General features: G+C 72.1%; 28 protein-coding genes. 12 read left to right on the forward strand and 16 right to left on the reverse strand.

Translation table 11 applies throughout. The features are described 5' to 3' along the window. Positions 1–56: 56 nt before the first annotated feature. Entirely contained in the window at positions 57–770 is a 714-nt protein-coding gene (locus KVF89_RS10150) for a PP2C family protein-serine/threonine phosphatase (RefSeq protein WP_257425356.1), read from the reverse strand. Positions 771–816: 46 nt separating this feature from the next. On the opposite strand from KVF89_RS10150, the gene KVF89_RS10155 reads away from it, so the two are divergent. Beyond that, entirely contained in the window at positions 817–1,779 is a 963-nt protein-coding gene (locus tag KVF89_RS10155) for an alpha/beta hydrolase (protein ID WP_257425358.1), read from the forward strand. A gap of 15 nt (positions 1,780–1,794) precedes the next feature. On the opposite strand, the gene KVF89_RS10160 is transcribed toward KVF89_RS10155, so the two are convergent. Next, the gene (locus KVF89_RS10160; RefSeq protein WP_257425360.1) at positions 1,795–2,340 is read right to left on the reverse strand and encodes a DUF4190 domain-containing protein; all 546 of its coding nucleotides are present in this window, start codon (positions 2,338–2,340) and stop codon (positions 1,795–1,797) included. Between the two features lie 49 nt (positions 2,341–2,389). Between KVF89_RS10160 and KVF89_RS10165 the strand changes: the two genes are divergently transcribed. Beyond that, positions 2,390–2,785, forward strand: coding sequence for a DUF4267 domain-containing protein (locus KVF89_RS10165; RefSeq protein WP_257425362.1), 396 nt, complete (start codon positions 2,390–2,392; stop codon positions 2,783–2,785). A gap of 6 nt (positions 2,786–2,791) precedes the next feature. Here KVF89_RS10165 and KVF89_RS10170 read toward each other — a convergent pair whose 3' ends face one another. From KVF89_RS10170 to KVF89_RS10185, 4 genes are read right to left on the reverse strand one after another with little or no spacing between them, the layout of a single operon-like run. Then, positions 2,792–3,622: a sulfite exporter TauE/SafE family protein gene (locus tag KVF89_RS10170; protein ID WP_257425364.1), complete on the reverse strand. Its 831-nt coding sequence runs from the start codon at positions 3,620–3,622 to the stop codon at positions 2,792–2,794. After that, positions 3,619–4,716 carry an SPFH domain-containing protein gene (locus KVF89_RS10175; protein ID WP_257425365.1) on the reverse strand — a complete coding sequence of 366 codons (1,098 nt, stop codon included), beginning with the start codon at positions 4,714–4,716 and terminating at the stop codon, positions 3,619–3,621. Before KVF89_RS10175 ends, KVF89_RS10170 begins: the two co-directional genes overlap by 4 nt. A 3-nt stretch (positions 4,717–4,719) precedes the next feature. Further along, on the reverse strand, positions 4,720–5,190 hold the full coding sequence (locus KVF89_RS10180) for an NfeD family protein (protein ID WP_257425367.1): 471 nt from the start codon (positions 5,188–5,190) through the stop codon (positions 4,720–4,722). A 29-nt stretch (positions 5,191–5,219) separates the two neighbouring features. Continuing rightward, complete coding sequence (locus KVF89_RS10185; protein ID WP_257425368.1) at positions 5,220–6,017, reverse strand: ABC transporter ATP-binding protein; 798 nt, start codon at positions 6,015–6,017, stop codon at positions 5,220–5,222. Between the two features lie 39 nt (positions 6,018–6,056). Between KVF89_RS10185 and KVF89_RS10190 the strand changes: the two genes are divergently transcribed. Together KVF89_RS10190 and serB are read left to right on the forward strand one after the other, a co-directional pair. Further along, positions 6,057–6,794, forward strand: a complete 738-nt coding sequence (locus tag KVF89_RS10190; RefSeq protein WP_257425370.1) for an Rv1486c family protein — start codon at positions 6,057–6,059, stop codon at positions 6,792–6,794. A gap of 13 nt (positions 6,795–6,807) precedes the next feature. Continuing rightward, positions 6,808–8,031, forward strand: a complete 1,224-nt coding sequence (serB, locus tag KVF89_RS10195; protein WP_257425371.1) for a phosphoserine phosphatase SerB — start codon at positions 6,808–6,810, stop codon at positions 8,029–8,031. Between the two features lie 51 nt (positions 8,032–8,082). On the opposite strand, the gene KVF89_RS10200 is transcribed toward serB, so the two are convergent. Continuing rightward, complete coding sequence (locus KVF89_RS10200) at positions 8,083–8,592, reverse strand: SixA phosphatase family protein (protein ID WP_257425374.1); 510 nt, start codon at positions 8,590–8,592, stop codon at positions 8,083–8,085. 28 nt (positions 8,593–8,620) lie between these two features. Between KVF89_RS10200 and KVF89_RS10205 the strand changes: the two genes are divergently transcribed. Next, positions 8,621–9,295 (forward strand): YwaF family protein, encoded by a 675-nt coding sequence (locus KVF89_RS10205; protein WP_257425377.1) that lies wholly within the window; start codon positions 8,621–8,623, stop codon positions 9,293–9,295. A gap of 15 nt (positions 9,296–9,310) precedes the next feature. Here KVF89_RS10205 and fabI read toward each other — a convergent pair whose 3' ends face one another. The 3 genes from fabI to KVF89_RS10220 all read right to left on the reverse strand — a co-directional run bounded on the left by fabI (position 9,311) and on the right by KVF89_RS10220 (position 11,110). Next, positions 9,311–10,093 carry an enoyl-ACP reductase FabI gene (gene fabI, locus KVF89_RS10210; protein ID WP_257425378.1) on the reverse strand — a complete coding sequence of 261 codons (783 nt, stop codon included), beginning with the start codon at positions 10,091–10,093 and terminating at the stop codon, positions 9,311–9,313. Positions 10,094–10,095: 2 nt separating this feature from the next. Then, positions 10,096–10,806, reverse strand: coding sequence for a beta-ketoacyl-ACP reductase (locus tag KVF89_RS10215; RefSeq protein ID WP_257425379.1), 711 nt, complete (start codon positions 10,804–10,806; stop codon positions 10,096–10,098). Positions 10,807–10,894: 88 nt separating this feature from the next. After that, a complete protein-coding gene (locus KVF89_RS10220) occupies positions 10,895–11,110 on the reverse strand; it encodes a dodecin (RefSeq protein ID WP_257425380.1) in 216 nt (71 codons plus the stop codon). 42 nt (positions 11,111–11,152) lie between these two features. On the opposite strand from KVF89_RS10220, the gene KVF89_RS10225 reads away from it, so the two are divergent. The 3 genes from KVF89_RS10225 to KVF89_RS10235 all read left to right on the forward strand — a co-directional run bounded on the left by KVF89_RS10225 (position 11,153) and on the right by KVF89_RS10235 (position 12,804). Beyond that, positions 11,153–11,509, forward strand: a complete 357-nt coding sequence (locus KVF89_RS10225; protein ID WP_257425381.1) for a DUF3099 domain-containing protein — start codon at positions 11,153–11,155, stop codon at positions 11,507–11,509. Continuing rightward, positions 11,499–11,687, forward strand: coding sequence for an acetone carboxylase (locus KVF89_RS10230; RefSeq protein WP_257425940.1), 189 nt, complete (start codon positions 11,499–11,501; stop codon positions 11,685–11,687). The genes KVF89_RS10225 and KVF89_RS10230 overlap by 11 nt, the downstream gene beginning before the upstream one ends. Positions 11,688–11,874: 187 nt before the next feature. Continuing rightward, positions 11,875–12,804, forward strand: a complete 930-nt coding sequence (locus tag KVF89_RS10235) for a type IV toxin-antitoxin system AbiEi family antitoxin (RefSeq protein WP_257425382.1) — start codon at positions 11,875–11,877, stop codon at positions 12,802–12,804. A gap of 67 nt (positions 12,805–12,871) precedes the next feature. On the opposite strand, the gene moaA is transcribed toward KVF89_RS10235, so the two are convergent. After that, positions 12,872–13,864, reverse strand: a complete 993-nt coding sequence (gene moaA / locus KVF89_RS10240; RefSeq protein WP_257425383.1) for a GTP 3',8-cyclase MoaA — start codon at positions 13,862–13,864, stop codon at positions 12,872–12,874. 43 nt (positions 13,865–13,907) lie between these two features. On the opposite strand from moaA, the gene KVF89_RS10245 reads away from it, so the two are divergent. Then, the gene (locus tag KVF89_RS10245; protein ID WP_257425384.1) at positions 13,908–14,810 is read left to right on the forward strand and encodes an SURF1 family cytochrome oxidase biogenesis protein; all 903 of its coding nucleotides are present in this window, start codon (positions 13,908–13,910) and stop codon (positions 14,808–14,810) included. On the opposite strand, the gene KVF89_RS10250 is transcribed toward KVF89_RS10245, so the two are convergent. From KVF89_RS10250 to glpK, 3 genes are read right to left on the reverse strand one after another with little or no spacing between them, the layout of a single operon-like run. Further along, on the reverse strand, positions 14,696–15,457 hold the full coding sequence (locus KVF89_RS10250) for an SDR family oxidoreductase (RefSeq protein ID WP_257425385.1): 762 nt from the start codon (positions 15,455–15,457) through the stop codon (positions 14,696–14,698). The two genes, KVF89_RS10245 and KVF89_RS10250, sit on opposite strands and share 115 nt — an antisense overlap. After that, positions 15,457–17,214: a glycerol-3-phosphate dehydrogenase/oxidase gene (locus KVF89_RS10255; protein WP_257425386.1), complete on the reverse strand. Its 1,758-nt coding sequence runs from the start codon at positions 17,212–17,214 to the stop codon at positions 15,457–15,459. Before KVF89_RS10255 ends, KVF89_RS10250 begins: the two co-directional genes overlap by 1 nt. Further along, on the reverse strand, positions 17,211–18,740 hold the full coding sequence (gene glpK / locus KVF89_RS10260; RefSeq protein WP_257425387.1) for a glycerol kinase GlpK: 1,530 nt from the start codon (positions 18,738–18,740) through the stop codon (positions 17,211–17,213). Before glpK ends, KVF89_RS10255 begins: the two co-directional genes overlap by 4 nt. Before the next feature lie 187 nt (positions 18,741–18,927). Here glpK and KVF89_RS10265 point away from each other — a divergent pair, with 187 nt between their 5' ends. Beyond that, the gene (locus tag KVF89_RS10265; protein ID WP_257425388.1) at positions 18,928–19,692 is read left to right on the forward strand and encodes an ABC transporter ATP-binding protein; all 765 of its coding nucleotides are present in this window, start codon (positions 18,928–18,930) and stop codon (positions 19,690–19,692) included. A 1-nt stretch (position 19,693) separates the two neighbouring features. Then, the gene (locus KVF89_RS10270) at positions 19,694–22,228 is read left to right on the forward strand and encodes an ABC transporter permease (RefSeq protein WP_257425392.1); all 2,535 of its coding nucleotides are present in this window, start codon (positions 19,694–19,696) and stop codon (positions 22,226–22,228) included. 4 nt (positions 22,229–22,232) lie between these two features. Here the strand turns inward: KVF89_RS10270 and KVF89_RS10275 are convergent, their stop codons facing one another. Beyond that, complete coding sequence (locus KVF89_RS10275) at positions 22,233–23,831, reverse strand: ABC-F family ATP-binding cassette domain-containing protein (RefSeq protein ID WP_257425394.1); 1,599 nt, start codon at positions 23,829–23,831, stop codon at positions 22,233–22,235. A gap of 67 nt (positions 23,832–23,898) precedes the next feature. Here KVF89_RS10275 and ypfJ point away from each other — a divergent pair, with 67 nt between their 5' ends. Continuing rightward, positions 23,899–24,864: a KPN_02809 family neutral zinc metallopeptidase gene (gene ypfJ, locus KVF89_RS10280; RefSeq protein WP_257425395.1), complete on the forward strand. Its 966-nt coding sequence runs from the start codon at positions 23,899–23,901 to the stop codon at positions 24,862–24,864. A gap of 1 nt (position 24,865) precedes the next feature. On the opposite strand, the gene KVF89_RS10285 is transcribed toward ypfJ, so the two are convergent. After that, a complete protein-coding gene (locus KVF89_RS10285; RefSeq protein ID WP_257425397.1) occupies positions 24,866–25,771 on the reverse strand; it encodes a phosphotransferase family protein in 906 nt (301 codons plus the stop codon). Positions 25,772–25,778 lie beyond the last annotated feature (7 nt).

Raw genomic sequence — 25,778 nt, forward strand, 5'->3', positions numbered from 1 at the left:
TGCTGTCACCCGCCTAACAGATGACATGTCAACCATATTCCCCCGGAGGTGCCGGGTCAGCAGCGACCCAGGATCAGCACCGCCCGGTCGTCGTCGCCACGCTCGACGCCGTCGATGATCCGCCGCGCGGCGCCCTCCCACCCCGCGAGGTACGACGCCCGCGCGGCCTGTTGCAGCCAGGCGATGCCCGCGTCGATGTCGAGGGCCCGCGACTCGACGACCCCGTCGGTGTAGAAGAGCAGCGCGTCGCCGGCGGCGAGCACGCCGGCACTCTCGTTGACCTCCGGCGTCTCGCTGGCGCCCAGCGCGGTGCCGCGTGCGTTGTCGATCCGCCATTCCCGCGTCGCTGTCGACCACACGAGAGCGGGCGGGTGCCCGGCGCTGCGGATGAGGTAGGACCCCGTCGCCAGGTCCAGGTCGAGCTGCACTGCCGTCGCGATGCTCTCCCCCGTCGGCTGGGCCAGCAGGTAGGCATTGGCGTCGCGCAACAGCTCGTCGGCCGGCACGACCCGGATCAGGCTCTCCAGTGCGCCGGCGAACTGGACCGCGGCCGGCACCGCCGTCTCGCCGCTTCCGCACACGTCGACCAGCACGGTGCGCAGTCGCCCGGTCGACGCCTGCAGGTCGCTGACGATGAAGTCGCCGCCGTACGCGTAGCCCTCGGCGGCGAGCATCGCCGACTGGTGGCGCCAGCCGTCGGGGAGCGCGGGCATCCGGCCCCGGGACAGGAGCCGCTCGCGGAGGCGGGCCCAGGCGGCGGCGTCGTCCATCGGCACAGCGTACGGTCCGCCACCAGGCGTCCCTAGACTCTCCCACGTGAGCGACACGAGGACCGTCGACATCCTGGGTGCGCCGTGGACGGCGGAGACGATCCCGCTGACGGACGACTTCGAGGGCGAGGTCGTCGCCACACTGGTCCACCGGGCCGCCCGCCGGCCGACCGGGCACGCCACACTCCACGTGCACGGGTTCTCGGACTACTTCTTCCACGCGGCGTACGGCGAGTGGTGGCTGGACCGCGACCACGACATGTACGGCCTCGACCTGCGCAAGTACGGCCGGTCGCTGCTCCCCCACCAGTCGCCGACCTATGTCGCGGACCTCACCGACTACTTCGCCGAGCTGGATGCTGCCTGGGAGCGGATCACCGTGCGCGACGGGCACCGCCAGGTCGTGCTGTCCGGCCATTCCACGGGCGGGCTCGTGGTGGCGCTCTGGGCGCACGACCGGCGGCCGGCCGAGCTCGCCGGGCTGCTGCTCAACTCGCCGTGGCTGGACCTGCAGGGCAAGGCATGGATGCGCTCACCCGTGGCGAACCGGGTCCTCGACCAGGCCGGTCGGCGCCGGCCGCTGCAGGTCTTCCCCCGCGACGTGAGCGGCTACTACGGCCGCAGCCTGCACCGCGACCACCAGGGCGAGTGGGACTTCGACCTCACCTGGAAGCCGGTCGACTCGTTCCCGGTACGACTCGGCTGGCTGCGTGCGGTGCGCCGGGGTCAGGCCCGGCTGCAGGCCGGTCTCGACGTGCCGGCGCCGGTGCTGGTGCTCTCCTCGGACCGCTCCGGGCACCCGACCGGCATGGACGAGGAGGTCTTCTCGACCGACATCGTGCTCGACGTCGAGCAGATCCGGCGGTGGTCGGTCGCCGTCGGCCGGCACGTCACGTATGTCGCCGTACCCGGTGCCGTGCACGACGTGGTCCTCTCGCGCGCCGAGCCGCGGGCCCGGGCGTACGACGAGATCGAGCGCTGGCTGACGACCTACGTGCGCCGGGCCTGACCTGCAGCCGCCCGGTCAGTCGCAGCGGTAGACGCCGTCGGAGCGGGTGTAGCAGTCGTCGATCGTGTTGTCGGCCCAGACGCCGAGCGCGATGACGCCCACGACGATGGCGATGAACAGCGCGAAGCCGAGCCAGCCGACGATGATGCCGGCCATCGCCAGACCGCCGCCCTGCTCGTTGGTCCGCCTGATCTGCCCCTTGGCGACGTGGCCGAGGATCGCACCGACGAACCCGGTGAAGCCGGCGCAGGCCACGAGCGACACGATGCTCACGACGAGGGACGCGATCGCCATGCCGTTGGTCGCCGGCGGTGGGGCGTAGCCGAAGGGCGGCGTCGGCTGACCGTAGGGCGCGCCGTAGGGCTGGCCCTGGGGCTGACCGCCGTAGGGCGGCTGACCGGTCGGCTGGCCGTAGGGCTGGCCCTGGGGCTGACCACCGTAGGGCGGCTGACCGGTCGGCTCGCCGTACGGCTGGCCCTGGGGCTGACCACCGTAGGGCGGCTGACCGGTCGGCTCGCCGTACGGCTGGTACGGGTCGTTGCCGGAGGGCGGAGTCGTCATGCGAGAAGGATCCCACGCCGCCGCCCGCCCGAGCACTAAGGTCTGGCGCATGGTTGCCCTCCACATCGATCCCGTGACCGGACTCTCCGTCGGCCGCATCGCCATCGGCGTCGGCGCCCTCGCCGCGCCCTCGACCACCGCCCGCGTGTTCGGCCTGGACCCGGCCAGCAATCCGCAGCTCGACTACATGGGCCGGATGTTCGGCGCACGCGAGATCGCCCTCGGCGCGGTGACGCTCGTGTCCCGGGGCGCGCTGCGACGCAACCTGACCGTCGTCGGCATCGCGGTCGACGGCGCGGACCTCGCCAACGGCGTCATCGAGCTCGGTCAGCGCAATGTCACGAAGCTCGCCAGTGGGATGCTCATCGGGGCCGCTGCCGGCGCCGTGGGCTCGGGTCTGCTCGCACTCGCCCGCGGACGCGGCCGGCGCAAGCAGGCCGGCTGAGCCCGATCACGCGATCAGCGTGACCACGGCCACCAGGCCGACGACGACGATCACGGCCCGCAGGGCGACCGGCGGCAGCCGACGCCCCACGGCGGCGCCGAGCAGGCCGCCGCACACCGCGCCGAGGGCGATGAGGAGGACGAGCAGCCAGTCGACCCTCGCCTCGGCGCCGAACAAGCCGAGCTCGGCGACGATGACGAACACGAGCCCGGCGATCGCGTTGACGACGGCCACGAGCACGTTCTTCACGCCGTTGAGCCGCTGCAGGGCATCGGTGACGCCGATGCCGAGCACGCCCATGAGCAGCACGCCCTGGGCGGCGCCGAAGTAGCCGCCGTACACGCCGGTGGCGAGCACCGCGAGTGGCACCCACCACGAGCGCTCGATGGCACCCGCCCCGTTCTCGTCCGACGGATCCGGAGGGTCCGACACGGGCTCACCACGGCGTTCGGCGCGTGCCGCGACCGCGCGGGACAGGCGCGGCTGGAGCACGACCAGCACGATCCCGAGCAGGATCAGCACGGGTACGACGGCCTCGAACGCTCCAGGCGGCAGGACCAGCAGCAGGACGGCGCCGACCACCCCGCCGACCGAGGAGAAGGCCAGCAGCCGCAGCAGCCGACCGCGTTGGCCCACCAGCTCACGTCGGTACCCGAACGCCCCGGCGATGGAGCCCGGCACCAGGCCCAGGCTGTTGGACATGTTCGCCGTGACGGGAGGAACGCCGATCGCGAGCAGGGTCGGGAAGGTGATGAGGGTGCCGGATCCGACCACCGCGTTGATCATGCCCGCGCCGACGCCCGCCAGGAGCACCGCCGCGATCTCGAGGAGCGTCACCCCGCGGGAGGCTCCTGCACCGGCGGCTCCGCAGGGGGCTGCTCCGCGGTCGACGACTGTCCGGGACGGGCCGCGCTCTCCGCCTCGGCGATCGCCTCCTGGACGGCCTCGCTCGTCCCGGTGACCGGCGCTGCCGGCTCGCGCGGGCCCATGTCGACCCGCTTGGCCGGCCCGGAGGTCGCCTTCGGGATGCCGGCGACCTCGTGGATCGAGGAGCCGAGACCCTCGAGTGCCTTGGTGATCTCCGAGGGGATCACCCACACCTTGTTGGCGTCGCCCTCGGCGATCTTCGGCATCATCTGGAGGTACTGGTAGGCCAGCAGGGACTGGTCGGGCCGGCCGTCGTGGATCGCCTGGAAGACCGTCTGGATGGCCTGCCCCTCACCCTGGGCGCGCAGGATCTGCGCCTCGCGGTCGGCCTGGGCGCGCAGGATCTGCGACTCCCGCTCGCCCTCCGCGTTGAGGATGGCCGACTGCTTGTTGCCCTCCGCGGTGAGGATCGCGGACTGGCGCTGGCCCTCGGCGGTGAGGATGAAGGCGCGCTTGTCCCGCTCGGCCCGCATCTGCTTCTCCATCGCGTCCTTGATCGACGGCGGCGGGTCGATGCCCTTGATCTCGACCCGCTTGACCTTGATGCCCCAGCGCCCGGTGGTCTCGTCGAGCACGGCCGAGAGGCCGCTGTTGATCGACTCGCGACTGGTCAGGGTCTGCTCGAGGTCCATGCCACCGACCACGTTGCGCAGCGTGGTCATGGTGAGCTGCTCGATGGCCTGGATGTAGTTGGAGATCTCGTACGTCGCCGCGATCGGGTCGGTCACCTGGAAGTAGATGACCGTGTCGATGTCGACGGTCAGGTTGTCCTCGGTGATCGCGGCCTGCGGCGGGAAGCTCACGACCTGCTCGCGCAGGTCGATGGTGTAGCGGACCTTGTCGATGAACGGCACCACGAAGTTGAGGCCCGCAGGGAGCGTCTCCTTGTACTTGCCGAACCGCTCGACGATGCCGGTGTAGGCCTGCGGCACGATCCGGATCGCCTTCGCGACCACGGTGATCACCAGCAGGAGCAGGAGGGCGAGCAGGATCAGGACGGTCATCAGTCAGGACTCCTCGAGTCGGGGATCGGACACGGGACGGACCTGGGCCGTGGCGCCGACGATGGAGACGACCTCGACCGTCTCGCCGACGGCGATGGCGGAGCCGGGCGGCTCCGTGACGGCGAGCCAGGACTCGCCGCCGATCTTCACCCGCCCGGGCCGATGCTCGGCGACGGGCTCGGTGACGATGCCGCGGCTGCCCACCAGGCTCGCCGGGCCGAGCACCAGGTCGGGGCCGCCGTGGAGGCGGCGGACGAGCGGCGGGCGGACCGCGGCGAGCAGGAGGACGGACACGGCCGAGGCGACGAGCACCTGGAGGACGATGTTGTCGGTGACGAACGCGGTCAGCACACCGGCCACCGCGCCACCGGCCAGCATGAGCAGGAACAGGTCCAGGCTCAGCAGCTCGGCGAGGGCCAGCACGAAGGCGGTGCCCAGCCAGGCCTCCCACAGGTGCTCCCGGAGCCAGTCCATGCCCGCACTGTAGTTGAGAGGGCTTCCCGCTAGCCCCGGTGGTGCTGCTTGCGGCGGGCGGCGTAGCGCCCGTCGTGGTGCTCGAGGACCAGGGGCATCCCGAAGGTGGCCGACAGTGCCTCGGGGGTGAGCGTGTCCTCGAGCGGTCCCTGCGCGACGACCCGGCCCGCGCGCAGCATCATCACGTGGGTGAAGCCCGGCGGGATCTCCTCCACGTGGTGCGAGACCAGCACGGTCGCCGGCGACAGCGGGTCGTGGGCGAGGACCGACAGGGTCGAGACCAGGTCCTCCCGGCCACCCAGGTCGAGACCCGCGGCGGGCTCGTCGAGCAGCAGCAGCTCCGGGTCGGTCATCAGCGCACGGGCGATCTGGACCCGCTTGCGCTCCCCCTCGCTGAGGGTGCCGTAGGTGCGTTCGGCGAGCGAGGCCACGCCCACCTCGCGCAGGAGCGCGTCGGCGCGGGCGTGGTCGACGGCGTCGTACTCCTCGCGCCACCGGCCGAGCACGGCGTACGACGCCGTCACCACGAGGTCGCGCACGGTCTCGTTGCGCGGGATCTGCTCGGCGACCGCGGCGCTGGAGACGCCGATCCGGGGGCGCAGCTCGAAGATGTCGACGGTGCCGAGCAGCTCGCCGAGCAGCCCGACGGCGCCGGAGGTGGGGTGCAGCTGGGCACCGGCGATCTGCATCAACGTCGTCTTGCCGGCGCCGTTGGCCCCGAGCAGGACCCACCGCTCGCCCTCGCGGACGACCCAGCTGACGCGGTCGAGCAAGGTGGACTGCCCTCGTCGTACGGTCACCTCGGCGAGTTCGAGCACGGCGGACATGGGGGTCACCCTATCCAGCCGGGCCAGTAGGGTCGGCGGGTGAGCGCGCTCCCCGTATCCGCCCGGCTGGCCTGGTGGGGAACGGCCTGGCTGCGGGGGCGACTCGGTCCCGACGAGGTCGTGGACGCCGTGCGCGGCGACGACGTGAGCCACGTCGTCAGCTCCCCGGACGGACCCTCGTCGCTGCTGCTCGAGCTCGCCGCGGCCCGCAACCACGGGGCCGACGGCGTCGCGGCCGCGTTCCCGGCGCCGGGCGACCCCGCCGGCCTGCGGGGTCCGCGGGAGCTGACGACCGCGGCGATCGAGGCCGGCGAGGTGGTGCTGCTGCCGGGCTCCGCCCTGGTCCCCCGGCAGGTGGGCCGGGCCGTCGAGTGGACGGTGCTGCCCGCCGCGCGCCGGCCGCCTCCGGACGTCGGCGACGCGGACCGGCGGCTGCGGGCTGCTCTGCTGACCGCCGCGAACGTGCTGGCCGGCCTCGACGTCGCCCGGTGGCAGCCGCTGGTCGCCGACGAGCTGCACGACCTGCGCGCCGGCGTCCCTGTCGCCGCTCCCCCGGGAACGCCCGGTCGGTGCGTCGACCTCGCCAGTCGGGCCCTGCATCTCGAGGCGGTGGTCGAGCTGGCGCTGCGCGACGACGGCGGCGCCCTGTCGGCCGGTGACGCCGCGGCCCGCCGGGACACCCTGGAGCCGCTGGAACGCGCCGCCCGGCACGCCCTGACGGCCGCATGCTCGCCCGACGGCTGGCCGCCGCCCTCCGACGACACCCGACAGCGATAGCCTGCACCCCGCCATGAGCCCTCACGATGCAGCGGACGACACGCTCCTGATCACCGTCACCGGCGCCGACCGCCCCGGCGTCACCTCCGCGGTGCTGGAGAGCCTCGCCGGCTCCGGAGTCAGTGTCGTCGACCTCGAGCAGATCCTGATGCGCGGACGCCTCGTGCTCGGCGTGCTGGTCACCGCGCCGCGCGACCGCAAGCGGCTGCGGCGTCAGCTCGCGGCCAGCATGGAGGCGCTCGGCATGACCGTCGACGTCGAGAAGGGGTCGGGAGACAACCGGTCCCGCCACCGCGACCGGGCCCATGTCACCGTCATCGGCGCGCCGCTGAAGGCGTCCGCGATGGCGGCGATCGCGGGCCGGATCGCGGACTGCGGCGGCAACATCGACCGGATCGAGCGGATGGCGCGCTATCCCGTGACCGCGATCGAGCTCGACGTGTCGGGCGCCCGCCCCGACCGGCTGCGCCAGCTCCTCGCCGGCGACGCCGCGGCCCACGGGATCGACGTCGCCGTGCAGCCCGCCGACCTGCTGCGGCACGGCGTCCGGCTGATCGTGATGGACGTCGACTCGACCCTGATCCAGGGCGAGGTGATCGAGATGCTCGCCCAGCACGCCGGCTTCGGCCCCGAGGTGGCCGACGTCACCGAGCGGGCGATGCGCGGTGAGCTGGACTTCGAGCAGTCCCTGCGGGCGCGGGTCAAGCTGCTCGCCGGACTCGACGCCTCCGTCCTCGACCAGGTGTACGACGCCATCGTGGTCAACCCCGGCGCGCGCACCATGGTGCGCACCCTGCGCCGGCTCGGCTACCGGTTCGCGATCGTGTCGGGCGGCTTCAGCCAGATCACCGACCGGCTGGCCGTCGACCTCGGCATCCACCGGTCCCGGGCCAACACCCTGGAGATCGTCGACGGCAAGCTCACCGGCGAGGTCGTCGGCGCTGTCGTCGACCGGGCCGGCAAGGCGCAGGCCCTGCGTGAGTTCGCCGCCGACCTCGGCGTGCCCGAGGACGCGACCATCGCCATCGGCGACGGCGCCAACGACCTCGACATGCTCGCCGCCGCGGGCCTCGGCATCGCCTACAACGCCCGGGCGGTGGTCCGCGAGGCTGCCGACACGGCACTGAACGTGCCCTACCTGGACGCGATCATGTATCTGCTCGGCATCACCCGCGAGGAGATCGAGGCGGCCGACGCCGCGGTCGGGATCGTGACGCCGGCGCCGCCGGTCGTCTGAGCAGTCTGAGCAGTCGGAGCAGTCGGTCGCCGTCTGAGTAGTCGGGCGCCGTCAGGCGCGGCCGACGTGGTAGGCCTGCAGCCGGCATCCCGCCGGGGTCGCATCGTCCCACTGCCCGTCGATCGCGAAGACCGCCGCGGCCGCGGTCGGGAAGGTGCCGAGCTGGACCTCTCCGGACGCGGCACCGTCGCCGTCGTCGAGAAGCTGCACGAGCATCGCCATCGTGGGGTTGTGGCCCACCACGACGACGGTTCCCGCCTCAGCGGGGGTGGCGTGCACCAGCTCCAGCACACCGTTCTCGTCGGTCCCGTAGAGGCTGCCGTCGATGGTCGGCGCGAGGTCCCAGCCGGCGCCCGCCGACACGGCGTCCCACGTCTCGCGGGTCCGCGCGGCGTAGGACACGTAGGCGACGTCCGGGGCGATGCCCCGCTCCGCGAGCCACTGCCCGAGGGCGTGCCCGTCGGCCCGGCCCCGGACGCTCAGCACGCGCTCGACGTCGGAGGGGGCGAACTGCTCGGCCTTGGCGTGACGGACGACGACGAGCAGCCGTTGCTTCTCCACGCCGCCATCGTAGGGGAGGCTGGGAGTCGTGACGCAGTACGGGACGACACACCTGGTCCCGCTCGCGGTGTTCGCCGTCGGGCTGGTGGTCGCCGTGCTGCTGGGCCGCCGACACGCGACGTACGACGGCCCGACCCGGTTCAGCCGGACCTGGGCGTTCCTGATCCCCCTCGTGACAGTGCCCTTCCAGATCATCGACCTGGCGTTCAACTTCGAGCTGGGCGTGACCCTGCCCCTGCACCTGTGCGACCTGGCCTGGATCGCGGCGACCTGGGCGCTGTGGACCCACCGGCCGTTCCCGGTGGCCCTCACCTTCTTCTGGGGACTGACCCTGACCGTGCAGGGCGTCCTGACGCCCTCGCTGAACGAGGACCTGCCCCACCCGCGCTACTTCGCGTTCTGGGCGCTCCATCTGCTGATCGTGCTCGCGGCGGTCTACCTCGTGGCGGGGCTGCGGCTGGTCCCCCGGTGGCGCGACTACGGCGCGGCCGTCGCCACGACCCTGGTGTGGGCCGCGGCGACGTACGTCTTCAACCTGGTCGCGGACACCAACTACGGCTATCTGATGCGCAAGCCGGGTCGCTCGATCCTGGACCTCCTCGGACCGTGGCCGTGGTACGTCCTCGAGGAGATCGCGATCGTGCTCACGGTGTGGGCGCTGATGACCGCCGGGGCGCGGCGGTGGTTGCGTCGTACCGGCTAGGCCCGGCTAGGCCCCTCAGGCACCCATCGCGTGGAAGCCGCCGTCGACGTGCACGATCTCGCCCGTGGTGGCGGGGAACAGGTCCGACAACAGCGCGCAGACCGCCTTGGCGGTGGGCTCCTGGTCGGTGTTGTCCCAGCCGAGCGGTGCACGCGTGGTCCACATCGCCTCGAGGTCCCCGAATCCCGGGATCGCCTTGGCGGCCAAGGTGCGCAGCGGGCCGGCGGAGACCAGGTTGACCCGGATCCCGTCGCCACCGAGGTCGCGGGCGAGGTAGCGGGCGCACGACTCCAGGCCGGCCTTGGCGACACCCATCCAGTCGTAGACCGGCCAGGCGACGCTGGCGTCGAAGGTGAGTCCGACCACCGAGCCGCCGTTGCCCATCAGCGGCCGGCAGGCGACGGCGAGGGACTTGAGGGAGTAGGCCGAGACCTGGACCGCCTGGGCGACGTCGTCCCACGGTCCCTCGAGGAACTTGCCGCCGAGCAGCGTCTCCGGGTTGCCGTAGGCGATCGAGTGGACGACACCGTCGAGCGTGGCGTCCGCGCCGAGCGCCTCGCGGACGGCGTCCGGGAGCGCGGCCAGGTGCTCGGCGTCGGTGACGTCGAGCTCGATGACAGCCGGCAGCTCGGGGAGCCGCTTGACGATGCGGCGGGTGATCCGCAGCGCCTGGCCGAAGTTGGAGACCAGGACGGTCGCGCCCTGCTCCTGGGCGAACTTCGCGACCGCGAACCCGATCGAGGTGTCGAGGGTGACGCCCGCGACGAGGATGTTCTTGCCAGCAAGGATTCCGCTCATGGTCAGTGCCCCATTCCCAGTCCGCCGTCCACGGGGATCACCGCGCCGGTCACGTACGCCGCCTCGGGGCTGGCGAGCCACAGCACCGCCCCGGCGACCTCCTTCGGGTCGGCGTACCGGCCCAGCGGGACCTGGCTGCGGATCCCTTCCTTCTGCTCATCGGTCAGCACCGCGGTCATGTCGGTGTCGACGTACCCGGGTGCCACGACGTTGGCCGTGATCGAGCGGGGACCGAGCTCGCGCGCCAGCGAGCGCGCCATGCCGACCAGCCCGGCCTTCGAGGCGGCGTAGTTGACCTGGCCGGGCGAGCCGAGCAGGCCCACCACGCTGGAGATGAAGATGATCCGGCCCTTCCGCTGGCGCAGCATGCCCTTGGCGGCCCGCTTGGCCAGCCGGAAGGACGCGGTCAGGTTGGTGTCGATGACCGACGACCAGTCGTCCTCGGACATGCGCAGCACCAGGGTGTCCTTGGTGATGCCCGCGTTGGCGACGAGGATCTCGACCGGCCCGTGCGCCTCCTCCGCAGCGGCGAAGGCCGCCTCGACGGCGGCCGGGTCGGTGATGTCGGCCTTGAGCTCGAGGGCGCCCGCGGGCCCGCCTCCGCTCCGGGTCGTGACGGCGACCTTGTCGCCCGCGGCGATGAAGGCCTCGGCGATCGCGCGGCCGATGCCGCGGTTGCCTCCGGTGACGAGGACGGAGCGTGGTGGGTTCACACCTCGTGACGCTAGTGGGGCAGGTGTAGCGGCCTCACCGGCGGCAGGCACCAAGTTCCCGTCTCCGTGTTGTAGGACCCCTACAAGGTCACTCGTCATCCTCGAGCCGGAAGCCGATCTTCATGGTGACCTGGAAGTGCTCGACGGTGCCGTCCTTGATCTGGCCGCGGACCTGGGTGACCTCGAACCAGTCGAGGTGACGGAGGGTCTGGCCGGCACGCTCGACACCGTTGCGGACGGCCTGGTCGATGCCCTCCGGGGAGGTGCCGACGATCTCACTGACGCGGTAGGTGCGGTTCGACATGCCAGCAGCGTACTCAGCACCGCACCGGCGTACGCTGAGCGCATGGACGCCATCCGCATCACCACGGCCGGCTCCAGCCCTCAGGACGACCTGGCCCGGCGGCAGAAGAAGTACGTCATCGCGATGACGATCCGCACCCTCTGCTTCATCGGTGCGGCGATCACCGGCGCGGCCGGCATCCACTGGCTGTGGCCGATCCTGATCGCGGGGGCGATCATCCTCCCCTACGTCGCGGTGGTGATGGCCAACGCCGAGGACAGCCGTGCCACGTCACTCCCCCTCACCGGCGGCGGCGACGCCCAGCGCCAGCTCGGGCAGGCTGCCCCAGGCGGGCAGAACGAGCACGGTGAGCCGGGTGGGCAAGGTGAGCACGGCGGGCACGGCGGGCATGGAGCCTGATATCTGCTCGGCCCGGGGCTGTCGTGAGCCGGCCACCTGGCAGCTGCTGTGGAACAACCCCAAGATCCACACCCCCGAGCGCCGCAAGACCTGGCTTGCCTGCGAGGGCCACCGGGAGTCGCTCGAGACGTTCCTCGGCGCGCGCGGCTTCCTGAAGGAGACGGTCCCGCACCGTTGAGTCGTCGGTTCTGACCCCTCGACTCGTCGGTTCTGACCCCTCGACTCGTCAGTTCTGACCCCTCGACTCGTCACTCTGGTCTCACGGACGTCTCTCCGCCCTCCACAGGTACGGCGCCGGCGGCTCCCCTCCACAGGCCCCGCCGCCTCGCCCCCGGCCGACGCCCGATCCGCACCATCGTCGAGGGATGGAGATCGATGACTTCCCGACAGCCCCGTTCCACGTTCGCGACGCCGAGTCGCACGGCCTGACCCACTCACGCATCCGACGCGCCCTGGCCGCCGGACTGCTCACCCGGATCGGCCGCGGCACCTATCGCCGTACCGACTCCTTCGACTCGATCGCGCTGCGTGTCCTGGCCGTCCGATGCTCGGTCGCGGCAGACCAGATCGTGGTCGACCGGACTGCTGCCTGGGTCCACGGCGTGGACCTCTACCCCTCCGGCGAGAGCGAGGTGCGCCCACCCATCGAGACCTGCTCCTTGCGGGGGCACCGCGCGACCCGACGGTGCGAGCTCGACGGTCGAGAGCGTGATCTCCTGCCGAGCGACATCGTCGAGCTGCGCGGTCTGCGGGTGACCTCGCCCCTGCGCACCTCCCTCGATCTCGGCTGCCACCTACGGCGCCGTGAGGCCTTCGCAGCGATGTGCCTGCTCGCCCGCCAGCACGGACTCACCCGCGCGGACCTGTTGCGCGAGGTGCAGCGGTTCCGGCGGCGTCGTGGGGTCGTCCAGTGTCGTGAGCTCGCGGCACTCGTGGATCCGCGCGTCGAGTCGCACCGCGAGGCATGGGTCCTGTTGGAGCTCCACGACGAAGGACTCCCGAGACCGGAGCCGCAGTGGTGGATCGAGGTGAACGGGGTGCCGACCTATCGCCTCGACTTCGCCTATCCGTCGGCCCGCGTCTGCGTGGAGTACGACGGCGAGGAGTTCCACGACCTGACCGAGGCGCAGCGGGCCAGCGACCGGGAGCGCCGCCGCTGGCTACGGGACAACGGGTGGACGGTGATCGTCGTCAAGCGTGGCGACTTCACCGGCCCGGCGAGGGACCGGTGGATCCGGAGCGTGGAGCAGGCACTCGCGGCGACGTACTCCAACCGTCGCTGGCCGAAGTGGTGACGGGACCGGTCGGAACCGACGACTGGACCGGTCAGAGGCGACGACTCAAGGGGTCAGAGGCGACGACTCAACCACCAATGGCGGACATCGGGCGGTCGGGCTGCAGGAACGTCGGGTCGTCGATGCCGTGACCGGGCAGCTTGCCCCACATCGCGGCGCGCCAGCGCTCGGCGAGCTCGTCATCGCTGGCGCCGGAGCGCATGGCGACGCGCAGGTCGGACTCGGAGCGGGCGAAGAGGCAGTTGCGGACCTGGCCGTCGGCGGTGAGGCGGACCCGGTCGCAGTCACCGCAGAACGGACGGGTGACCGAGGCGATCACGCCGACGGTCGCCGGGCCGCCGTCGACGGCGAAGAGCTCGGCGGGGGCGCTCCCCCGGGGCTCGGCCGCCGGGGAGAGCCGGAAGGCGGCGGACAGCGACGCCAGGATCTCGTCGGCGGTCACCATCGCGTCGCGGTGCCAGCCGTGCTGGGCGTCGAGCGGCATCTGCTCGATGAAGCGCAGGTGGTAGCCGCGCTCCAGGCACCAGGCCAGCAGCTCGGGGGCCTGGTCGTCGTTGACGCCGCGCAGGAGGACGGCGTTGACCTTCACCGGGCCCAGGCCGGCCGCCTCGGCCGCGGCGAGGCCCTCGACCACGTCGGTGAAGCGGTCGCGGCGGGTGATCTCGTGGAAGGTGTCGCTGCGGACCGTGTCGAGGCTGACGTTCGCGCGGCTCAGTCCGGCCTCGGCCAGCGCCTGCGCGGTGCGGGCCAGTCCGAGCGCGTTGGTGGTGATCGACATCTCGACGCCGGCGTCGAGCGCGCGCACCCGCCGCACGATGTCGACCAGGCCGCGGCGCACGAGCGGCTCGCCGCCGGTGAACCGGACCTCGCGGACACCGAGCCTCTGGACCGCGACGCCGATCAGGCGGACGACCTCGTCGTCGGAGAGCTGGTCGTCGCTCGGCAGCCAGTCGAGCCCCTCGGGCGGCATGCAGTAGGTGCAGCGCAGGTTGCAGCGGTCGGTGAGCGACACCCGTAGGTCGGTCGCGGTCCGTCCGTGCTGGTCGAGGAGAGGCTGCACCCCATCAGTCTAGGCACGCCGGGGTCGTGGCTACCGTTGTCCCGTGTTCTCCTGGCTGTCCTCGTGGCGATTCCTGCTCAGTCGCCGCTGGGTCCTGTTCTTCGTGGCGATCATCGTCGTCGGCTGGGCGACCTGGTGGCTGGGCGAGTGGCAGTTCGGCCGGCTCGAGGATCGCAAGGACCGCAATGCCGTCGTGCGGGCCAACGAGGACCGCGCGCCGGCCGACGTCAGCGAGGTGCTGGCCCCGGGGCGGAAGGTCAGCGAGGACGACGAATGGCGTGTCATCACCGCCACCGGTGAGTACGACAGGGACGACACCGTCGTGGTCCGCTACCGCACCCGCAACAGCTACCCGGGCGTCGAGGTCGTCGTACCGCTCGTCACGACGGCCGGTACGACGCTCCTGGTGGACCGGGGCTGGTTCGGCACCGACGACCCCGTGATCAAGGGGATGGACCTGCCCGCGCCGCCGGCGGGCGAGGTGACCATCACCGGCTGGGTCCGGGCCGACGGCACGGGGAGGAGCACCGACGTCGACGACCACTCGACCCGGGCGATCGCCAGCGGGCCGATCGGCGACGCGATCGGCCGCGAGGTCTACACCGGCTTCGTCGCCCTCAAGGCCGAGGACCCGGCGGCCGACGAGGAGCTCGCGCCGGTGCAGCTGCCCGAGCTCGACGAGGGTCCGCACTTCTTCTACGGGCTGCAGTGGTGGTTCTTCGGCATCCTCGCGTTCGGCGGCTTCCTCTACCTCGCCTGGGACGAGCGCCGGCTCGGACCGCGCGGCCAGCGGGTCGGCGCCACCCGCCGGTCCGGCGGACCGTTCTCGCGTCAGAGCGCCCGGAGCGACCCGCCGTCGACGGGCAGCATCACCCCGGACAGGTACGACGCCGCGGGTGACAGCACGAACGCCGCCACCCGGCCGAACTCCTCCGGCCGGCCGTAGCGCCGCAGCGGGATCCGCGCCGTCGCCCTCGCCCGCGCGGCGTCGGGGTCGCCCTGGGCGGAGTCGAGCTCGATGATCCGCTCGGTGCCGACCCGACCGGGCAGCACGCCGTTGACCCGGATGCCGCGGGGACCGAGCTCGTCGGCGAGCGTCTTGGCCGCCATCGCCAGACCGGGGCGCAGGCCGTTGGAGATGGCGAGGTCGAGGATCGGCTCGCGCACACTGGTCGACAGGACGAACGCGATCGAGCCGCCGTCGCCCAGCACCGCGCCGACCTCGCGAGCCAGGCGGACCGCGCCCAGGAAGACCGAGCCGAACGCGGCGGTCCACTGTTCGTCGCTCATCTCGGTGATCAGCCCCGGTGGTGGTCCGCCGACGCTGATCAGTACGCCGTCGACCCGGCCCCAGGCACCTCGGGCGGCGTCGATCAGCGCGGCCGGCGTGCCGGGGTCGGCGTTGTCGGCCACCACGCCGCGGGCGTGCTCGGGTCCGCCGAGGGCGGCGACGGCCGCGTCGACCGACGCCGCCTTGCGTCCCGAGACGACGACGCGCGCGCCGTCGGCGACGAGCGCCTCGGCGGTGGCGCGGCCCAGGCCACGGGTGGCACCCGTGAGCAGGTAGACGCGGTCCTTCAGCTGCAGGTCCATCAGGAGGTCTCCATCGACTCGATCTCTTCGGCGATCCGGGACACCGGTACGACGTCGGGTGCGCCCTTGCGCGCGGCGTCGGCCGTGTGGTCGTCGGGCTGCCGCTGGCTCTCGCGCTCGGCCTCGACCCGCTTGAGGTAGTGCTGGAGCTCCCGGGCGTGCTGGTCGGAGTCCCAGCGCAGGTGTCCGCGGACCAGGTCGGCGACGTACGGCGCCGCCGCGGCTCCCCGGTCGAAGGTCTCGAAGGAGACCCGCAGCCGCCGGGTCAGGATGTCGTCGAGGTGCCGCGCGCCCTCGTGGGTGACCGCATAGACCGCCTCGGCCATCAGGTAGTCCTCGGCGCCAGGCAGCGGCTCGCGGAGGTCGGGCTCGGCGGCGATCAGGTCGAGGACCTCCAGTACCAGCGACCCGTAGCGCTCCAGCAGGTGCTCCACCCGGTTGATCGCCAGCCCGGACTGCGTGGCCAGCGCGCGACGCTGGTTCCACAGCGCCTGGTAGCCGTCGGCGCCGACGAGCGGCACCCGCTCCGTCACGCACTCCCCCACCTTGCGGCCCAGCACGGTCTCCAGGCCGTGGACCGCCTCGTCGACGGCGTCGGCGGCCATCACCCGGTAGGTCGTGTACTTCCCGCCCGCGACGACGACCAGGCCGGGCACGCTGTGCGCCACGGCATGCTCGCGGGAGAGCTTCGAGGTCGCCTCGGACTCGCCGGCGAGGAGCGGGCGAAGACCGGCGTACACGCCCTCGACGTCGTCGCGGGTCAGCGGCACCTCGAGCACCCGGTTGACGTGCTCGAGGAGGTAGTCGATGTCGCTGCTGCTGGCCGCCGGGTGGTCCTTGGAGAGTTCCCAGTCGGTGTCGGTGGTGCCGATGATCCAGTGCCGCTTCCACGGGATCACGAAGAGCACGGACTTCTCCGTGCGCAGGATCAGCCCGGTCTCGCCGCGGATCCGGTCGCGCGGCACGACGAGGTGGATGCCCTTGCTGGCCCGGACCTTGAACTGCCCGCGCTCGCGCGCCATGGCCTGCGTCTCGTCGGTCCACACCCCGGTCGCGTTGATCACCTGGGAGGCGCGGATCTCGAAGCGGTGGCCGGTCTCGAGGTCGACGACCTCGGCGCCGACGACGCGCTCGCTCTCCTTGATCAGCCCGAGCACGCGGGTGCGGGAGGCCACCGCGGCGCCGTACGTCGCTGCGGTGCGCGCGAGGAACATGGTGTGACGGGCGTCGTCGACCTGGGCGTCGTAGTAGCGGATCGCGCCGACGAGCGCGTCCTTGCGCAGGGACGGGAACGCCTTGCGGGCGCCGCGGCGGGTGAGGTGCTTGTGGACCGGCATGCCGTCGCCGTAGCCGCTGGCCTTGGACAGGGCGTCGTACATCGCGACGCCGGTGCCGGCGTACCAGCGCTCCCAGCCCAGTCCGGTGAGCGGGTAGAGGAAGGGCACCGGGCGCACCAGGTGCGGGGCCAGCCGCTGCATGAGCAGGCCGCGCTCCTTGAGCGCCTCGGCGACCAGCCGGAAGTCGAGCATCTCGAGGTAGCGCAGGCCACCGTGGACGAGCTTGGAGCTGCGGCTCGAGGTGCCGGACGCGAAGTCGCGTGCCTCGACCAGGCCCACGGAGAGGCCGCGGGTCGCGGCGTCGAGGGCCGCGCCGGAGCCGACCACGCCGCCACCGATGACCAGGACGTCGAGGTGCTGGGCGGCCAGCCGCTTGAGCGCGGCGCTGCGGGCGCGGGGCGAGAGCGCTGCGGGATTCATCGGCCTGCCACCTCCACCCAGTCCAGCGTGCGTTGCACGGCCTTCTTCCACTGGGCATAGCCCGCCTCCCGGCGTTCCTCGTCCCAGTGCGGCTCCCAGCGGGTGTCCTCACGCCAGTTCTGCCGGAGCTCGTCGGTGTCGCGCCAGTAGCCCACCGACAGCCCGGCGGCGTAGGCCGCGCCCAGGGCCGTGGTCTCCGGCACCACCGGCCGCGACACCGGTACGCCGAGCACGTCGGCCTGGATCTGCATGCACAGGTCGTTGAGGGTGACGCCGCCGTCCACCTTGAGCACCTCCAGCTCGACTCCGGAGTCCGCCGACATCGCCTCGATCACGTCCCGGGACTGGTAGCAGATCGCCTCGAGGGTCGCGCGCGCGACGTGGGCGTTGGTGTTGAAGCGCGAGAGGCCGACGATCGCGCCGCGGGCGTCGGAGCGCCAGTAGGGCGCGAACAGCCCCGAGAAGGCGGGCACGAAGTAGACGCCTCCGTTGTCGTCGACCTGCCGGGCCAGGGACTCCGACTCCGCCGCGCCGCTGATGATGCCGAGCTGGTCGCGCAGCCACTGCACGGCCGACCCGGTGACGGCGATCGATCCCTCCAGCGCGTAGACGCACGGCTCGTCGCCCAGCCGGTAGGCCGGCGTGGTCAGCAGTCCCGCTCTCGAGCGGACGATCTCGGTGCCGGTGTTGAGCAGCATGAAGTTGCCGGTGCCGTAGGTGTTCTTCGCCTCGCCCGGGGCGAAGCAGACCTGACCGACGGTGGCGGCCTGCTGGTCACCGAGGATGCCGGTGATCGGCACCTCGCCGCCGAAGGGACCCCGGCTGCGGGTGAGGCCGTACGGCGTGGTCGCGGACGACTCCCGGATCTCGGGCAGCATCGCCCGGGGCACGCCGAAGAAGCCCAGCAGCTCCTCGTCCCAGTCGAGGGTCTCGAGATCCATCAGCATGGTCCGGCCGGCGTTGGTCACGTCGGTGACGTGCACGCCGCCGTCCGGGCCGCCGGTGAGGTTCCACAGGACCCACGTGTCGGACGTGCCGAAGAGCACGTCGCCGCGCTCGGCGGCGTCGCGCGCGCCGGGGACGCTCTCGAGGATCCACTGCAGCTTGCCGCCGGAGAAGTACGTCGCCGGAGGCAGTCCGGCGCGGTGGCGGATCACGTCGCCGCGACCGTCGCGGTCCAGGGCCGCGGCGATCGCGTCGGTCCGGGTGTCCTGCCACACGATCGCGTTGTGGAGCGGACGTCCCGTGCGGCGGTCCCACACGATCGTCGTCTCCCGCTGGTTGGTGATGCCGATCGCCGCCAGGTCCTCGACGCCGAGTCGGGCCTTGCCGAGCGCGGTCTGCACGACCGCGGAGGTGCGCTCCCAGATCTCGACCGGGTTGTGCTCGACCCAGCCCGCCCGCGGCAGGATCTGCTGGTGCTCGAGCTGGTGCCGGGCGATCTCGGTGCCGTCGTGGTCGAAGACCATGAAGCGGGTGCTCGTCGTACCTTGGTCGATCGCCCCCACGAAGCGTGCCTCAGCCATGGTCCCCAGCCTAGAGATCCCGCCCACAGGTGTCGCCTGCTGCGCGCCGCGACGCACGCACACTGGCGGCGTTGCGGCCGCTCGACGTGCGCCCAGCATGCCTTCGCGTCCGCGCCTTGCCATCGCACGCGCCTCGTGACGCTCGCGACGCCGCCACCTGTGGGCGGGATCTCCTAGGGTGAGGGGCATGCAAGCAGTCGCCGCCCGCGCCATCGACCTCCACAAGCGCTACGGCGCGGGCGACTCCGAGGTCCGGGCCCTCGACGGGGTCTCCCTCGACATCGCGGCCCGGGAGTTCACGGCGATCATGGGCCCCTCCGGGTCGGGCAAGTCGACGCTCATGCACTGTCTCGCCGCCCTCGACACGCCGACGTCGGGCGACGTCCAGATCGGCGACGTGACCCTGTCCGGGCTGCGCGACAAGGCGCTCACCACGCTGCGACGCGAGCAGATCGGCTTCGTCTTCCAGGCGTTCAACCTGGTGCCGACGCTCACCGCGCGGGAGAACATCCTCCTGCCGCTCTACCTGGCGGGCCGGCGCGGCTCGTTCGGAGGCGCCGACCGGGAGTGGTTCGACACCGTCGTCGACACCGTGGGCCTGCGCGACCGGCTCACCCACCGGCCCTCCCAGATGTCGGGCGGTCAGCAGCAGCGCGTCGCCTGCGCCCGGGCGCTGGTGAGCAAGCCGTCGATCGTGTTCGCCGACGAGCCGACCGGGAACCTCGACAGCACGTCGGGCGCCGAGGTCCTCGGCTTCCTGCGGCGCAGCGTCGACGAGTTCGACCAGACCATCGTGATGGTGACGCACGACCCGGTCGCGGCGTCGTACTGCGACCGCGTCGTCTTCCTGGCCGACGGCCGGATCGTCGACGAGATCCGGACCCCCGACCGGGAGCAGATCCTCGAGCACATGACCGCGCTGCAGGCGGCTGCCGTGCGCGGGCAGGCCTGAGATGCTGCGTCTGACCCTGCGCACGCTCCTCGCGCGCAAGGTCCGGTTGCTGATGAGCGGCCTGGCGATCGTGCTCGGCGTGGCCTTCCTGGCCGGCGTGCTCGTCTTCAGCAACGCGCTGTCCGCGACCTTCGACGGCATCATCAACGGCTCCACCCCCGACGGCGTCGTCCGCGCCCAGGACACCGACGAGTTCAGCGGCGGGGTCGGCGGTCAGTCGGCCCAGGCGATGACCCCCGAGGTGGTGGCGAGCCTCGCCGCGTTGCCGGAGGTGGCGCGCGCGGACGGCGATGTCGCCGGCGCCGGCCTCAACCTGCTGGCCAGCGACGGCACGCTGGTCGGCGGCACCGGTGCCCCGACGCTCTCGTTCAACTACCACGACGGCCCCAACATGCGGGGTGAGCAGGCCCTCCTCCTCCAGAAGGGGCGCTGGCCCACCGCCGACGGCGAGGTCGTCCTGGACCAGCGGGCCGCCGAGTCGGGCGGCTACGACATCGGTGACGAGGTCAAGCTGCTCGCGCCGTTCGGCGAGCTCAGCCGTACGGCACGGCTGGTCGGGATCGCCGAGTTCAACGGCGGTGGCACGGCGGGCGCGACCCTGCTGATCCTCTCGACCCACGAGGCGCAGGAGATCTTCTACCAGGGCCGCGACGTCTTCAACCGGATCAGCCTGACCGCGGCCGACGGGGTCACCCAGAAGGAGCTCGCCGCGGCGGCGGACCGGGTGCTGCCGCCCGGCTTCGAGGCCGTCACCGGCACCAAGGTCGCCAAGGACTCGCAGGACGCCGTCGGTGGCTTCCTCGACGTCATCACGATCTTCCTCACCGTGTTCGCCATCATCGCCGTCCTCGTCGGCGGGTTCATCATCGTCAACACCTTCTCGATCCTGGTGGCCCAGCGGACCCGCGAGCTGGCCCTGCTCCGCGCCCTCGGCTCGTCCCGGAGCCAGGTCACCCGGTCGGTGCTGGTCGAGGCGTTCGTGCTCTCGCTGGTGTCCTCCACCCTGGCGATCGGACTCGGCCTCCTGCTGGCCCGTGGCCTCGCCGCGATGTTCCGGTCCTTCGGCCTCGACATCGCCGGGCGGGCGCTCGACCTGACCGGGGACACCGTGCTCACCAGCTATGCCGTCGGCATCGTCGTCACCATGGTCGCGGCCTACCTGCCCGCCCGACGGGCCGGCCGGGTCCCGCCGGTCGCCGCCATGCGTGCCGACACGACGCCGGAGCGCTCGTCGCTGCGCCGCCGGGTGATCGTCGGCAGCGCGGTCCTCGCGATCGGTGCCGGCTTCGCGGCGTACGGCGTGCGCGACTCGGACGCGCTGTGGATCGGCGTCGGAGCGGTCCTGTGGATCCTGACCGTCGCGGCCCTCAGCCCGGTGATCGGCAAGCCGGTGCTGGCGGCCTGTCGCACCCTCTTCGCCGCGCTCTTCGGCGCCGCCGGACGCCTGGCCGGTGAGAACGCGCTGCGCGACCCGCGTCGGACCGGAGCGACGGCGTCGGCCCTGATGATCGGCCTGGCGCTCGTCTCGACCATCGGCGTCCTCGCCGCGTCGCTCAACGCGTCCGTCGACGACGTCGTGGATGACCAGTTCACCGCCGACCTCCTGGTGCAGAGCCCCACCTTCCTGCCGTTCTCGACCGAGATCGGCGACCGGATCGCGACGATCGACGGGGTCGGGGTGATGACGCGACAGCAGTTCACGTCCGCCCGGTACGACGACGGCTCGGTCTTCGTGGCCGGCGTCGACGACCGCTTCGCCGACGTCTTCGACCTCGACGCGGTGCACGGCGCCGACCGGGTGTCGGAGGACGGAGCCGTGGTGACCACGGACTTCGCCGCCGAGCACGACATGGCGGTCGGGGATGCCGTCGACCTCTCCTTCCCGGGCGCACAGCGGCTGCGGGCCGAGATCGTCGGCGTCGTCGAGCAGAGCGAGGTGACCTCCGAGATCACCGTTCCGCTCGACGACCTGGCCGCGGCCGGGGTGCTGCGGCAGGACACCTCGATCGGCATCCTGCTGGCTCCCGGCGCCGACCCGCGGACCGTCCACGACCGGGTCGACGAGGCCGCCACGCCGGCGCCGATCGTCGGTGTCTACGACAAGACGGAGTTCGCCGACGAGATCCGCGGTCAGGTCAACCAGCTGCTCTACATCATCTACGGCCTGCTCGCGCTCGCGATCGTGATCGCGGTGATCGGGATCGTCAACACCCTCGGACTCAGCGTCATCGAGCGCACCCGCGAGATTGGCCTGCTGCGCGCGGTCGGCATGAGCCGGGCCAAGGTGCGCCGGATGGTGACTCTCGAGTCGGTGACGATCGCCGTGCTCGGGGCGGTCCTGGGCATGGCGCTCGGGCTGCTGGTCGGCACCCTCCTGCAGCGCGCGCTCGCCGAGGACCTGACGAGCCTCGGGCTGCCCATCGCGCAGCTCGTCGCGTTCCTCGTCGTGGCCATCGTGGTCGGCGTCCTGGCCGCCGTGATCCCCGCGATCCGGGCCGCGCGGCTCGACGTGCTGGACGCGATCGCCAACGAATGACGGGTCAGGCCAGGGCCACCAGGTCGGCGTAGTCGGGGCTCCACAGGTCCTCGACGCCGTCGGGGAGGATGAGCACCCGGTCCGGCTCGAGGGCGTGCACGGCGCCCTCGTCGTGGGTGACGAGCACGATCGCGCCCTCGTAGCGACGGATCGCGTTGAGGACCTCCTCGCGCGAGGCCGGGTCGAGGTTGTTGGTCGGCTCGTCGAGGAGCAGCACGTTGGCGGCGGAGACGACGAGGGCGGCGAGGGCGAGACGGGTCTTCTCGCCGCCGGAGAGCACTCCGGCGGGCTTGTGGACATCGTCGCCGGAGAAGAGGAACGAGCCCAGCACGGAGCGCGCCTCGGTGTCGGTGAGCTCGGGGGCGGCGGACTGCATGTTCTCGAGCACCGTGCGGCCGACGTCGAGGGTCTCGTGCTCCTGGGCGTAGTAGCCGACCTTGAGCCCGTGACCGGCCACGACCTCGCCCGTGTCGGGCTTGTCGACGCCGGCCAGGATGCGCAGCATCGTGGTCTTGCCGGCGCCGTTGAGGCCGAGGATGACCACCCGGGAGCCCTTGTCGATGGCCAGGTCGACGGCGGTGAAGATCTCCAGCGCGCCGTACGACTTCGAGAGGTCGTGCGCGGAGAGCGGCGTCTTGCCGCAGGCGGCGGGGGTCGGGAACTTGATCGCGGCGACCTTGTCGGTCTGCCGCTCTCCCTCGACGCCCTCGAGCAGACGCTCGGCGCGCTTCAGCATCTGCTGGGCGGCGCTCGCCTTGGTGGCCTTCGCGCGCATCTTGTTGGCCTGGTCGGTGAGCGTCTTGGCCTTGTTCTGGGCGTTCATCAGCTCGCGCTTGCGGCGGGCCTCGTCGGTCTCGCGCTGGGTGAGGTAGTTGCGCCAGCCCATGTTGTAGACGTCGATGACCGCGCGGTTCGCGTCGAGGTGGAAGACCTTGTTGACGGTCTCCCCCAGCAGGTCGTTGTCGTGGCTGATCACGATGAAGCCGCCCTTGTAGGACTTCATCCAGTCCCGCAGCCAGGTGATCGAGTCGGCGTCGAGGTGGTTCGTCGGCTCGTCGAGGATGAGGACCTCGGCGCTGGAGAACAGGATCCGGGCCAGCTCGACCCGTCGCCGCTGACCGCCCGAGAGGGTGCCGAGCGGCTGGTCCATCAGGCGGTCCGGGATGCCGAGGCTCTGCGCGATCTGGAGCGCCTCGGTCTCGGCGGCGTAGCCCCCGCCCGCGTCGAGCTCGTCCTGCGCGCGCTGGAACCTGCGGAACGCCCGGTCCCGCTCGGTCGGGTCCTCGGAGGCCATCGCGATCTCGGAGGCCCGCATCCGGCGTACGGCGTCGTCGAGCCCGCGGGCGGACAGGATCCGGTCGCGGACGATGACCTCGGGGTCACCGACGCGGGGGTCCTGGGGCAGGTAGCCGAGCTCGCCGCTGTTGGTGACCGACCCGTTCGCCGGCAGTACGTCACCGGCGAGGACCTTCGTCAAGGTGGTCTTGCCGGCGCCGTTGCGGCCGACCAGGCCGACCTTGTCGCCGGGGCCGACGCGGAAGCTGACGTTCTCCATGAGGAGTCGGGCACCGACGCGTACCTCGAGTTGGTGCACCGTGATCATGACCTGCTGATCCTCCCACGGCGGATCGAGACCCCGAAAACGGCGCCGACTGCAATAGGGTGCATCCGTGGTCCGATTCAATCCGAAGGCACGCCTCGACCAGTCTCGGGTCCGTGACGCCGGCTCCGGCAGTGGCGGGGGCAGCGGCGGCGGTCTCGGGGGCGGCGGCATGCGGATCCCGATCCCGAGCGGCAAGGGCGGCATCGGGGGCCTGATCGGCGTGGTCCTGGTCGTGGTCGTGACGCTGCTGCTCGGCGGCAACCCACTCAGCGGGGGCGGCGGCACCGGCGGGCTCGGCAACGTCTACTCCCCGTCGCGACTCAGCGACGCGCAGGAGGGAACCGACCGCTACGCGAGCTGCAAGACGGGCGAGGACGCCAACAACAGCCAGGACTGCGCCCGGGTCGCGATCGAGAACTCGCTGACCGACTACTGGGAGGCCGAGCTCGGCGGGAAGTTCCGCCCGGAGGACGCGATGGTGACCTTCACCGGCTCGGTGAACACCGGCTGCGGCTCCGCCTCGTCGGCGGTCGGACCGTTCTACTGCCCCAGCGACGAGACGATCTACCTCGACACCACCTTCTTCGACGACGTCCTCGAGGGACAGCTCGGCGGCCCCGAGGGGAGCTTCGTCGAGTTCTACGTGCTGGCCCACGAGTACGGGCACCACATCTCCAACCTGCTCGGCTACATGGGGCAGGTGCGCAGCCAGGAGACCGGCCCGCAGAGCGACGGCGTCCGTCTCGAGCTCCAGGCCGACTGCTACGCCGGCCTGTGGGCCAACCACGCGACGACGACCGAGGACGCCTCGGGCGAGAAGCTGATCCTCGACCTCACCCAGGACGACATCACCGAGGCGATCGACGCGGCCAAGGCGGTCGGCGACGACTACATCCAGAAGCGCAGCGGTGGCCGGGTCGACGAGGAGGCCTGGACGCACGGGTCGTCGGAGCAGCGTAGGAAGTGGTTCATGGTCGGCTACCAGCAGGGCAGCCTGGACGCCTGCGACACCTTCGCCGCCGACCGGGTCTGACCTACAGCTCCAGCAGGGCCTCCATGTGCCCGAAGGTGCGCTGCAGCGCGCGCAGGTGGGGAGCGACGGCGGGGTGGCGGTACTTGCCGGCCAGGGCGCCCTCCCCGCCGGCGACCCGCGACAGCGCCCATTCCGCTCGGCTGAGGGCGGTGTAGACGGCGACGACCTGCGCGCCGCGCACGACGTCGTCGCGGCCGGCGACGCCGTCGGGCAGGCCGAGCAGGTAGGCGTCGAGCAGCGGCTCGAACTCCTCGCGGGACGACAGCGACAGGTAGCCGAGGTCGCCGCCCACCGGGCCGTGCCCGAGGGTCCCCCAGTCGATGGCCACCACGTCGTCGTCCTCACGGCCGGGGAGGTTGTCCGGGGTCGGGTCGCCGTGCTGGGGCACCTGGGGCAGACCGTCGAGCAGGGCGAGCATGCGCTCGCGGTGGGTCCACAGGTGCTCCGCTACATCGGCGACCGTGGTCCGCGCGAGGGTCGGCCAGCCACCGCGCCGGGCGACCCGGGCGAGTCGGTCGCGGAGCAGACCGGTGGCCAGGAAGGTCGGACGGCCGATGCCGGCACCGGCGAAGCGACCGAGCGAGACCGCCAGGAACAGCCCGCTGGACGCGGCGTCCTCGACCCAGTCGCGGACGATGGTGACGCCGTCGTCGTCCTCCTCGACCGACGCTCCCGCGGCCCGCAGCCCGGGTGTCGCCGTCGTCAGACCGGTCAGCAGGACGTCCGCCTCACGCCGCCAGTAGCCGGCGTGGGACCGCTCCGAGAGCACGGCCGGATCGCCCGGCGCCGGAGCGCCGAGCCTCTTCACCACCACGGGCCGCCCGCCGAGTGCGGTCCGCCAGACGCCCACGGTCGACGTCCCCGTGCCTCCGGGGAGCGCCACCCAGTCGGGCTCGGGCTGCCACATGACCCGC

It is taken from the genome of Nocardioides carbamazepini (genome assembly GCF_024614185.1).
Taxonomy (GTDB): Bacteria; Actinomycetota; Actinomycetes; order Propionibacteriales; family Nocardioidaceae; genus Nocardioides; species Nocardioides carbamazepini.

Coding starts and splice junctions, on each gene's coding strand:
- KVF89_RS10150 (WP_257425356.1), bottom strand. CDS start 770: ATGGACGACGCCGCCGCCTGGGCCCGCCTCCGCGAGCGGCTCCTGTCC.
- KVF89_RS10160 (WP_257425360.1), bottom strand. CDS start 2,340: ATGACGACTCCGCCCTCCGGCAACGACCCGTACCAGCCGTACGGCGAG.
- KVF89_RS10165 (WP_257425362.1), top strand. CDS start 2,390: ATGGTTGCCCTCCACATCGATCCCGTGACCGGACTCTCCGTCGGCCGC.
- KVF89_RS10175 (WP_257425365.1), bottom strand. CDS start 4,716: ATGACCGTCCTGATCCTGCTCGCCCTCCTGCTCCTGCTGGTGATCACC.
- KVF89_RS10180 (WP_257425367.1), bottom strand. CDS start 5,190: ATGGACTGGCTCCGGGAGCACCTGTGGGAGGCCTGGCTGGGCACCGCC.
- KVF89_RS10185 (WP_257425368.1), bottom strand. CDS start 6,017: ATGTCCGCCGTGCTCGAACTCGCCGAGGTGACCGTACGACGAGGGCAG.
- serB (WP_257425371.1), top strand. CDS start 6,808: ATGAGCCCTCACGATGCAGCGGACGACACGCTCCTGATCACCGTCACC.
- fabI (WP_257425378.1), bottom strand. CDS start 10,093: ATGAGCGGAATCCTTGCTGGCAAGAACATCCTCGTCGCGGGCGTCACC.
- KVF89_RS10220 (WP_257425380.1), bottom strand. CDS start 11,110: ATGTCGAACCGCACCTACCGCGTCAGTGAGATCGTCGGCACCTCCCCG.
- KVF89_RS10225 (WP_257425381.1), top strand. CDS start 11,153: ATGGACGCCATCCGCATCACCACGGCCGGCTCCAGCCCTCAGGACGAC.
- KVF89_RS10230 (WP_257425940.1), top strand. CDS start 11,499: ATGGAGCCTGATATCTGCTCGGCCCGGGGCTGTCGTGAGCCGGCCACC.
- KVF89_RS10235 (WP_257425382.1), top strand. CDS start 11,875: ATGGAGATCGATGACTTCCCGACAGCCCCGTTCCACGTTCGCGACGCC.
- KVF89_RS10250 (WP_257425385.1), bottom strand. CDS start 15,457: ATGGACCTGCAGCTGAAGGACCGCGTCTACCTGCTCACGGGTGCCACC.
- KVF89_RS10255 (WP_257425386.1), bottom strand. CDS start 17,214: ATGAATCCCGCAGCGCTCTCGCCCCGCGCCCGCAGCGCCGCGCTCAAG.
- glpK (WP_257425387.1), bottom strand. CDS start 18,740: ATGGCTGAGGCACGCTTCGTGGGGGCGATCGACCAAGGTACGACGAGC.
- KVF89_RS10265 (WP_257425388.1), top strand. CDS start 18,928: ATGCAAGCAGTCGCCGCCCGCGCCATCGACCTCCACAAGCGCTACGGC.
- KVF89_RS10270 (WP_257425392.1), top strand. CDS start 19,694: ATGCTGCGTCTGACCCTGCGCACGCTCCTCGCGCGCAAGGTCCGGTTG.
- KVF89_RS10275 (WP_257425394.1), bottom strand. CDS start 23,831: ATGATCACGGTGCACCAACTCGAGGTACGCGTCGGTGCCCGACTCCTC.
- KVF89_RS10285 (WP_257425397.1), bottom strand. CDS start 25,771: ATGTGGCAGCCCGAGCCCGACTGGGTGGCGCTCCCCGGAGGCACGGGG.